At 66.4% G+C, this 8698-nt stretch carries 7 protein-coding genes and 1 pseudogene; 3 read left to right on the top strand and 5 right to left on the bottom strand.

Features of this window, described 5'->3' with window-relative positions:
• Positions 1 to 162: 162 nt before the first annotated feature.
• Positions 163 to 612, bottom strand: coding sequence for a gamma-glutamylcyclotransferase family protein (locus Q0Q02_RS21615; protein WP_293812608.1), 450 nt, complete (start codon positions 610 to 612; stop codon positions 163 to 165).
• A 171-nt stretch (positions 613 to 783) separates the two neighbouring features.
• Positions 784 to 1956: an isovaleryl-CoA dehydrogenase gene (locus Q0Q02_RS21610; RefSeq protein WP_293812606.1), complete on the bottom strand. Its 1173-nt coding sequence runs from the start codon at positions 1954 to 1956 to the stop codon at positions 784 to 786.
• Positions 1957 to 2113: 157 nt separating this feature from the next.
• Between Q0Q02_RS21610 and Q0Q02_RS21605 the strand changes: the two genes are divergently transcribed.
• The 3 genes from Q0Q02_RS21605 (at position 2114) to Q0Q02_RS21595 (ending at position 5100) form a co-directional block, all read left to right on the top strand.
• Entirely contained in the window at positions 2114 to 2380 is a 267-nt protein-coding gene (locus Q0Q02_RS21605; RefSeq protein WP_293812605.1) for a metal-sensing transcriptional repressor, read from the top strand.
• Between the two features lie 17 nt (positions 2381 to 2397).
• Positions 2398 to 3402 carry a CDF family Co(II)/Ni(II) efflux transporter DmeF gene (dmeF, locus tag Q0Q02_RS21600; RefSeq protein ID WP_293812603.1) on the top strand — a complete coding sequence of 335 codons (1005 nt, stop codon included), beginning with the start codon at positions 2398 to 2400 and terminating at the stop codon, positions 3400 to 3402.
• Positions 3403 to 3486: 84 nt separating this feature from the next.
• Positions 3487 to 5100, top strand: coding sequence for a M14 family metallopeptidase (locus tag Q0Q02_RS21595; protein ID WP_293812601.1), 1614 nt, complete (start codon positions 3487 to 3489; stop codon positions 5098 to 5100).
• A 156-nt stretch (positions 5101 to 5256) separates the two neighbouring features.
• Here Q0Q02_RS21595 and Q0Q02_RS21590 read toward each other — a convergent pair whose 3' ends face one another.
• From Q0Q02_RS21590 to Q0Q02_RS21580, 3 genes and pseudogenes are all read right to left on the bottom strand, one after another.
• On the bottom strand, positions 5257 to 6249 hold the full coding sequence (locus Q0Q02_RS21590) for a CorA family divalent cation transporter (RefSeq protein WP_293812599.1): 993 nt from the start codon (positions 6247 to 6249) through the stop codon (positions 5257 to 5259).
• Between the two features lie 76 nt (positions 6250 to 6325).
• Positions 6326 to 7297: a GH25 family lysozyme gene (locus tag Q0Q02_RS21585; RefSeq protein WP_293812597.1), complete on the bottom strand. Its 972-nt coding sequence runs from the start codon at positions 7295 to 7297 to the stop codon at positions 6326 to 6328.
• Positions 7298 to 7654: 357 nt separating this feature from the next.
• Positions 7655 to 8413 (bottom strand): annotated as a pseudogene (locus Q0Q02_RS21580) (GH25 family lysozyme); the annotation flags it as partial.
• Positions 8414 to 8698: the final 285 nt, after the last annotated feature.

Here is an 8698-nt window from a genome sequence, read left to right as displayed (position 1 = left end):
CTAGATCGACAGCTTCTACAATCCCGTTCGGCGCCATTCCGCGCTCAACTTCATCAGCCCGCTTCAGTTCGAGAGGCAGGCCGCGTAAACTCGAAAACGCTCTCCAAAATCACGGAGAAAGTCCACCCAACATCGGCTTCGCCAGAAATTGCGGGATTCCACCTACATTCGCGGCAACACTATGCCTCGCTTCTCAGTCAGAAAACGATTCAAGCCGGTGACGTAAGTCTCTGGCAGGCCGAAATGTTTTGCTCCAGCGATGACGGCTTCCATGTAGCCGGGCTTCGGTCGTCCCGGATCGCCGGAGCGGCCGATATAGATCAGCGCGCGCTTCGCGCCGCCCGGCACGATGACCGGCTGGCTGATCTTCACATAGAGCCCGCTGGCCAGTTCCTCGAACTTGTCGAGGATGCGCATGTCGCTGAGCGAGCAGTCCCAGAGCACGCCATGGACCTCCTCGCGCGGATCGCGGATCACCGAGGCGTAGCCGTCGCGGGTGACGATGAAGCGGTGCCGCGGCAAGCGGGCCGGGCCGAGCGGCTGCGCCTTCGGGCAGCGCTCGGCCATCCCGACGGGGTCCATGTTGAGGCCGTAGGCGAAATAGAGGGGCATCGGGAAAGGCTCGGTCGTTTGACGCAGTTGCTTGGTGGGGCACGTCGTCATCCCGGACGTCGCGAAGCGGAGATCCGGGATCCATCGTAGCGCGCAGTTCCCTCCGATGGATCCCGGATCGGCGCGGCTTTGCCGCTTGTCCGGGATGACGGCGCGGTTGTCGTTCTCGTTCTACTTCGTCTTGTTGAACAGCTCCCGCCCGATCAGCATCCGCCTGATCTCGCTGGTGCCGGCGCCGATCTCGTAGAGCTTGGCGTCGCGCAGCAGGCGCCCCGTCGGGTAGTCGTTGATATAGCCGTTGCCGCCGAGGAGCTGGATCGCGTCGAGCGCAACCTGCGTCGCCTTCTCCGCGGCGATCAGGATGGCGCCGGCGGCATCCTCGCGGGTCGTCTCGCCGCGGTCGCAGGCCTTGGCGACGGCATAGACATAGGCGCGGCAGGAATTCATCGCGACATACATGTCGGCGACCTTGCCCTGCACGAGCTGGAACTCGCCGATCGACTGGCCGAACTGCTTGCGCTCATGGACGTAGGGCATGACCACGTCGAGCGCCGCCTGCATGATGCCGAGCGGGCCGGCCGCCAGCACGACGCGCTCGTAGTCGAGGCCGGACATCAGCACGTTGACGCCGCGTCCGAGCGTGCCGAGCACGTTCTCCTCCGGCACCTCGCAATCCTGGAAGACGAGCTCGCAGGTGTCCGAGCCGCGCATGCCGAGCTTGTCGAGCTTCTGGTGGGTCGAGAAGCCCTTCATGCCCTTCTCGATCAGGAAGGCGGTGATGCCGCGCGGGCCGGCTTCCGGATCGGTCTTGGCGTAGACCACCAGCGTCTCGGCGATCGGGCCGTTGGTGATCCACATCTTGTTGCCGTTGAGGACGTAGCGATCGCCCTTCTTGTCGGCGCGGGTGCGCATCGAGACGACGTCCGAGCCTGAACCCGGCTCGGACATGGCGAGCGCGCCGACATGCTCGCCGGAAATCAGCTTCGGCAGGTATTTCCGCTTCTGCGCCTCGCTGCCGTTGCGGCTGATCTGATTGACGCAGAGATTCGAGTGGGCGCCGTAGGAGAGGCCGACCGAGGCCGAGGCCCGGCTGACCTCCTCGACGGCGATGCAGTGCTCGAGATAACCGAGGCCGGTACCGCCATATTCCTCCGCGACCGTCATGCCATGCAGGCCGAGCGCGCCCATTTCCGGCCAGAGATCGCGCGGGAACTGGTTGGTCCTGTCGATCTCCTCGGCGCGCGGCGCGATCTTCTCCTGCGCGAAGGCATGAACGGTGTCGCGGATGGCATCGGCGGTCTCGCCGAGGTCGAAATTGAACGGGCGCGGCGCGTTGGCAAGCATGGCTGATCCTCCCGGCAAAGCGTTGGGAGCGTCGCTCCCTTTGCCATTGTTATAGCCGTCCGAGGCCGAGGCGTCAGTGCGCAGCCACGCCCGGCGCATTTTGGCGTCGGCGCGGCAAGGCTGTTGCATATCCTATCCAGGAGGATAGGATATGGCCATGAGTCACGCCATGGACCCCGACATCATCAACCGCCTGCGTCGGGCGCAGGGCCATCTCGGTACCGTCGTCGGGATGGTCGAAGGGGGCAGGAGCGTCCCTGACGTCGTGCAGCAGCTCCAGGCGGTCGAGAAGGCGCTGGAGAAGGTCAAGTCGCTGCTGATCTTCGACCATATCGAGCATCACCTGTTCGACCATGCCCAGGCGACGACGCCCGAGGCGCGCCGCTCGATCGAGGAGCTCAAGGCCCTCACCAAATATCTCTGACGATCCGGAGCGAACCGATGTCAGCCGCCAACAGCTTTCCCGCCCAGCACCAGCATGTCTTTCTCGGCCGCGAGCATGATCGCCATGAGCGGCGGACCTGGCTCGTCGTCGGTCTGACGAGTGTGATGATGGTGGCGGAGATCGTCGCGGGCACCGTCTTCGGCTCGATGGCGCTGATGGCCGATGGCTGGCACATGTCGACCCATGCGGCGGCGCTCGGGATCGCGGCCTTCGCCTATCGTTTCGCCCGGCAGCATGCGCATGACCGCCGCTTCAGCTTCGGCACGGGCAAGCTCGGCGATCTCGCCGCCTTCGCCAGCGCCCTGCTGCTGATGTTCATTGCGCTCGCGGTGGCGGCGGAGTCGGCGCTGCGGCTCTATTCGCCGATCGCGATCGATTTCACCCAGGCAACGGCGATCGCTGTGCTTGGGCTCGCGGTCAATCTGGCGAGCGCCTGGCTGCTTCGGGACGGGCATGGCCATCACCACGGTCACAGTCATGGCGGCACCGGGCATCACGGCCATGGGCACGCGCACGATCATCATGACCATGGCGATCACCATCATGGCCATCACTCCCATGGCGGACACGGCGCAGATACCAACCTGCGCGCGGCCTATATGCATGTCATCGCGGATGCCTTCACCTCGGTCCTGGCGATCGCGGCGCTGCTCGGCGGGCGCTTCTATGGCTGGGTCTGGCTTGATCCGGTGATGGGCATCGTCGGCGCCGGTGTGATCGCGCATTGGTCGATCGGCCTCTTGCGCAGCTCGGGCGCCGTGCTGCTCGACACTGTGCCGGACGAGACGCTGGCGGAGCGTATCGGCGAACGGCTCGCAGCCGAGGGGGCGGAAGTCGCCGATCTCCATCTTTGGCAGGTCGGGCCCGGCCATCGCAGCGCCATCGTCTCGATCGTGACCGGCGAGCCCAGGGCGCCTGCGATCTACAAGGCGCTCCTCGCTGATCTGCCGACGTTGTCACATGTCACCATCGAGGTGAACGCGCATCCCGCCGTAGCCTAAAGCGTCCGTACGTGTGCCGGAGATTGCAGGTGGCTCGCGCACCGATCTAGGGTGACGCTCCCTATCATCAGGCGGGAGCGCGCCATGAACGGTCGGAATATTCTCGCAGCCGGTCTCCTTGTTGCGCTCGGTGGCGGGGCGCAGGCGCAGTTCAAGCCGGAGAGCGCCTATCGCGAGAGCCCGGCCGTGGCGGAGCGCTATCCCGATCCGCAGGTCGCCTTCACGACGCCGGCTTTCGCGCCGGGCAAGACGGATTTCACCAGCCAGGCCGAGATGATGGCCTTCCTGACGGCACTCAAGGGCCGGGCGCCGCAGATGACGCTGTCGATCGTCGCCAAGAGCCAGGAAGGGCGCGACATGCCCGCCCTGGTGTTCTCGCGCCATGGGCTCGATACGATCGGCAAGGGGCAGCGGCCTGTCGTGATGCTGATCGGCCAGCAACATGGCAATGAGCCGGCCGGCGGAGAGGCGATGCTGGTGCTGGCGGAGCGGCTCGGCGCCGGCAATCTCGCGCCGCTGCTCGATGCGATCGATGTCGTCATCATTCCGCGCGGCAATCCTGACGGAGCCGACCGCTTCCGCCGGGCATTGGCGAATGGGATCGATGCCAACCGCGACCATACCCAGCTGCGCACCCCGGAAATCCGGGCAATCGCGGAGCTCTTCACGCGCTATCGCCCGGACATCCTGCTCGACTGCCATGAATTCACCGTGGCGGGGCGCTGGGTCGAGAAGACTGGTGGGCTGGTCAGGATCGACGGGATGATTCAGGCCGCGACGGTGCCGAATCTGGCGCCGGCCCTGAAGCAGATCCAGGACGATGTCGTGCTGCCGGCGCTTCGTGCGGCCTTCGAGAGCGCCGGCGTCAGCTATGACTGGTATCACACGACCGATGGCGCGAACCCGGCCTCGCCGGTGGCGATGGGCAGCATCGGCGCCGATACCGGGCGTAACATTGCGGGCCTGCGCAATGCGGTGAGTCTCTTGCTGGAAACGCGCGGCGTCGGGATCGGCCGGGCACATCTTGGCCGGCGCGTCGAGGCCCATGTCGTCGCTTCCGAGGCGATGATGAAGCTCGCGGCGCAGCGGCCGGCCGATATCCTTGCCGCGACGCGCAAGGCGGAGGCCGAGGTCACGGCGATCAAGCCGGGGACGCCCTTCATCGTCACGGCGCGGCAGAGCCCGGAGCAGCGCACGCTCACCTTCATCGATCCCGCGACCGGGCAGGATCGGCCGGTCGAGGTGAAATGGCTGTCCTCGCTCGCAATCGAGGCCACGCTGATGCGGCGGCGCCCGGCCGGCTATGTGCTGCCGGCCAAGGCTGGCGCGGCGATCGAGGCCCTACAGCGATTGGGGCTGAAGACCGAGACGGTGACCAAGGCTGAGACCGTGCCGGGCGAGCGCTACCGAGTGGTCAAGGTCGAGCTCGGCGCGAAGGAAGATGGGCGCGGCGACGATACCGGCGCCGGCCAGATCGTGAAGGGCAGCTATGCGACCGAGCCGGCCTCGGTCGTGCTCACGCCGGGCGATGTCTATATCGGCCTCGACCAGCCGCTTGCGGCCCTCCTGCCGGTGATGCTGGAGCCGGAAAGCCAGACCGGGCTCGCGGCCAACAAGGTGCTGCCGGTGGTCGAGGGCAGCGTTCTCGACGTTCTCCGCATCACCGAGCGGCCGGTGGCGGCGCTTGCCAAGCCCTGACGGGTTTGACCGGCTGGATATCGAGCCGTCATTGCGAGGAGCGTTAGCGACGAAGCAATCCAGGAGGACTGGGTTGAGCCGTTCGGCCCGACCCCCCTGGATTGCTTCGCTGCGCTCGCAATGACGGTTGGTCCGGCAGGGCGGGCATATGCGAATTCAGCTTCCGATCACGCCGCGGCGCCGGAGCAGGACGAGGGTGAGCAGGGCGGCGCCGACACAGGTCAGCGCGACGAAGACCGCGCCGCCTTCCGATTCGACCCAGGGCAGTCCCTTCACGTTGATGCCGAACAGGCCGGTGATGAAGGTCGCGGGCAGGAACAGAGCGGTCAGGATCGACAGCACATAGAGTTGCCGGTTGGTGCGGCCGGCCGAGCGGGCGGCGATCTCGTCCTGCAGGAGGCGCGCCCGGTCCTGCACCGACTGAACGTCATGATGCAGGCCGTCGACGCGCTGGAGCAGCCGCGTCGCGGCGGCTTTCACAGCATCCGGGGCGCTGCGGCCGGACTGGGTCTCGGCGAAGCGGCGGAACAGGACATGCAGGCCGCTGAGCTGGCGATGGAGGCGGACCGCGGTACGCCTGACGGAGCCGACGCGCTGGGGGCCGTCATGCAAACGGTCGAGCAGGATATGATCCTCGACGCTGTCGGTCTCGTCCACGAGGCGCACCACGGCGTCGGTGACGTCGTCGATGATGTATTCGATGATCTGCTCGAAGAGCCCCGCCGGGCTTGCAGCTGGCTCGCCTCGATCGAGCGCCTCGGCCGTCATGCGAATGGAATGCAGGGCCTCGCGCCGCCCGGTCAGCAGGAAGTGCTCGCCGATGATCCAGCGCAGCGCGCCGACATCCTCGGACTTGTCGGCGATGTCGCGGATCAGGTCGTGCGAGACGCCCCAGGCAAGGCTGGCGGAGTGGTCGAGCCGCTGGTGCGGCTCATGCGAGAGGAAGGCTTCCTGCGCCGCGTCCGGCAGGCCCTGCTCGGTGATCCAGCTCTGCGCCCGCGTGTGGACGAGGTCGAGATGCAGCCAGACAAAACCCTCGGCCGGAGCGAGATCCGGCATTTCGTGGCGGGGGATGCGGGTAGGCTGCCCGTCCTCGTCGAAGCGATAGGCCCAGATCAGGCCGGATTGGGACTGAATGTCGCTGGGCATGCCGGGCTTCCGCTGTCCTCGCAGGGCGGTTCCCGGCCTTAGGGCGCTGCGGATGTGACAGCCGCGTGACGGTGGTTCAGTTGTTCCTGATCGAGCCGGTTACGTCGGCTCGGCGGTTATCGGCTGTGTGCGCATTCGGGATGCGGCCGGGCGGGGCGAATCTCAGCTTGGTGCCGCCGGCTTCCTTGGGCGCGCGCAGCCCGGCCGGCGTCGGCGGTGGCGGCGTGCGGGCCGCGACCTTCGGCTCGCCGCCATGCCATTTGCGCGAGCCGATATCGAAATGGCCTCTCCGCCAGGCTTCGAATTCGCGCTCGTTGCCGAAGAAGGCGTTGCGATCGACGTCGCCGCTGATGCCGGGGACGCGGCCGGTCGTCGTGAATTGCCAGAATTCCCAGCGATCCCGCGCATAGCGCTTGGCCAGTGGCGCTGCGGTCGAGCGCAGCCAGAAGGGATAGTCGTTGAGTTCCCCCTCCAGCACGTCCTCGTGGAAATTGATGTCGGTGTAGATGATCGGCTTCTTGCCGGTGTGTTCGCGCAGGCCCTTCAGCATCTCCTGGATCTTGGCCAGCGCCAGCTCCTTCGAGATCCTGCGGGTGCATTGCGAATCGTTCTGCCATTCGACATCGAGCACCGGCGGCAATGCGTCGGGGTCGCGCGGGATGTGTTTCTTGATCCAGCGCACCTGATCCTTGGCCGAGCGGCACCACCAGACGAAGTGATAGGCGCTGCGGGCGACGCCGTGCTTCTTCGCCTCGGCCCAGTTGCGGCGGAAATTCGGATCGAGATGGTCGCCGCCCTCGGTCGCCTTGATGAAGGCGAAGCGCGTGCCGGCATCCTTGACCCGGGCCCAGTCGATCTCGCCCTGCCAACGGGAGACGTCGATGCCCTGGATCACCTTGCGCCGCGCATCGCGGACGCCGTGATGGGGGGCGCTGTCGCCCTTCTTCGGATAGAGCGCCTGCGCCGGCTCGACCAAACAGGTCAAAAACGCCGCAAAGGCGAGGGCTTTCAGCCCGATCCGTCCGCTGGTCAGCTTGCGCGCTGGCATGTGTTCCTCCCGCATCACAGGTCCAGATGCGAGGAGCGTGGTTAAGCGCCGGTTAGAATTGCCGCGCAGTCGAGCAATGAATTTCAGGCTTGGTTAACCGGGGCGGCGGCCGCCCGTCGCTCAGTCGAGGACGGCGGGCTCGACCTGGTTGTCCATCGCCCGCAGCGACGAAGCGACGGCGGGCACGCTGCCGGGAACGCGCGCGACGGGCATGTCCTGCTGCGGCGCCAGCGGCTCCGGCACGAAATCCGGGCTGGGAACGGCCGGGATCGGCGCCTGCTGCGGCACGGGGGCGGGCTGCGGGGCCGGTGCGTCGCGCCGGTCCCAGCGGCGCGTGCCGATATCGTATTCGCCGCGCAGCCAGCCGGCGAACTGGCTTTCGCTGCCGAAGAAGGCGTTGCGGTCGACATCGCCCTTGATGCCGGGAACGCGGCCGGTGGTGGTGAACTGCCAGAAGGCCCAGGGGCGGTTGTTGTAGCGCGTTTCCGGCAGCGCCGCGGTCGAGCGGATCCAGTAGGGGTAGTTGTTGAACTGCCCCTCCAGCACCTCGCGATGGAAAGTGATGTCGGTATAGATCACCGGCTTCTTGCCGGTGAGCTGCTCAAGCTCGGTCAGCATGAGCTGGATCTTCTCGCGGGCGAGCTCACGGTCGATCTTCTGCGGGCAGGTCCGCGAATGGCCGTTCCATTCGACGTCGAGCACCGGGGGCAGGGCGTCGGGATCGTTGGGGATCTGTTGCTTGAACCAGGTCGCCTGCTCATGGGCCGGGCGGCACCAGTAGACGAAATGATACGCGCCGCGCGCGATGCCGGCGCGGCGCGCGCCTTCCCAGTTGCGGCGGAAGGCGGGGTCGACATGGTCTCCGCCTTCGGTCGCCTTCATGTAGACGAAGCGGGTGCCGGCGCCCTTGACGGCGCTCCAGTCGATCTCGCCTTGCCAGCGCGAGATGTCGATGCCGTGGACCGGATATTGATGCGCCGCCGCGACGCCGGGATGCGGCCGGGCATCGCCCTTCGACGGGTAGTTGTCGAGCGCCACGCAGCCGCCAAGGGCCGCGAAAGCGGCGGCAGCCAGAACGGGCAGGGCGCGGAAGCGGGGCATGCGGCGGGTGTTCATGTCGCGGAGAATTGCGGAGAATGCTTGACGGCCGGTTTACGTTACCAAAGTTCTGCCGTCTGTCAGCCAAATCGATGACGGTGCAGAATTGGCCTGTCGTCATTCTCGGGCGGAGCTCTTTGGTCCGATCTCATGCCGCAATTTCGATCGGGCTGGATAGCAGGGGCCGTCATTGCGAGGAGCGTCAGCGACGAAGCAATCTAGGAGGACTGGGCTGAAGCGTTCGACCCGGTCCCCCTGGATTGCTTCGCTGCGCTCGCAATGACGGTTGGGCCAATCTTTAGG

Origin of the sequence: uncultured Allobosea sp. (assembly GCF_945956895.1) — a bacterium.
Classification (GTDB): domain Bacteria; phylum Pseudomonadota; class Alphaproteobacteria; order Rhizobiales; family Beijerinckiaceae; genus Allobosea.
This window is presented reverse-complemented; position numbering and strand designations above follow the sequence as displayed.

Excerpts from the sequence above, each read along its gene's own strand:
- dmeF (WP_293812603.1), top strand. The coding sequence starts at position 2,398 with ATGTCAGCCGCCAACAGCTTTCCCGCCCAGCACCAGCATGTCTTTCTC.
- Q0Q02_RS21595 (WP_293812601.1), top strand. The coding sequence starts at position 3,487 with ATGAACGGTCGGAATATTCTCGCAGCCGGTCTCCTTGTTGCGCTCGGT.
- Q0Q02_RS21605 (WP_293812605.1), top strand. The coding sequence starts at position 2,114 with ATGAGTCACGCCATGGACCCCGACATCATCAACCGCCTGCGTCGGGCG.
- Q0Q02_RS21615 (WP_293812608.1), bottom strand. The coding sequence starts at position 612 with ATGCCCCTCTATTTCGCCTACGGCCTCAACATGGACCCCGTCGGGATG.
- Q0Q02_RS21590 (WP_293812599.1), bottom strand. The coding sequence starts at position 6,249 with ATGCCCAGCGACATTCAGTCCCAATCCGGCCTGATCTGGGCCTATCGC.
- Q0Q02_RS21585 (WP_293812597.1), bottom strand. The coding sequence starts at position 7,297 with ATGCCAGCGCGCAAGCTGACCAGCGGACGGATCGGGCTGAAAGCCCTC.
- Q0Q02_RS21610 (WP_293812606.1), bottom strand. The coding sequence starts at position 1,956 with ATGCTTGCCAACGCGCCGCGCCCGTTCAATTTCGACCTCGGCGAGACC.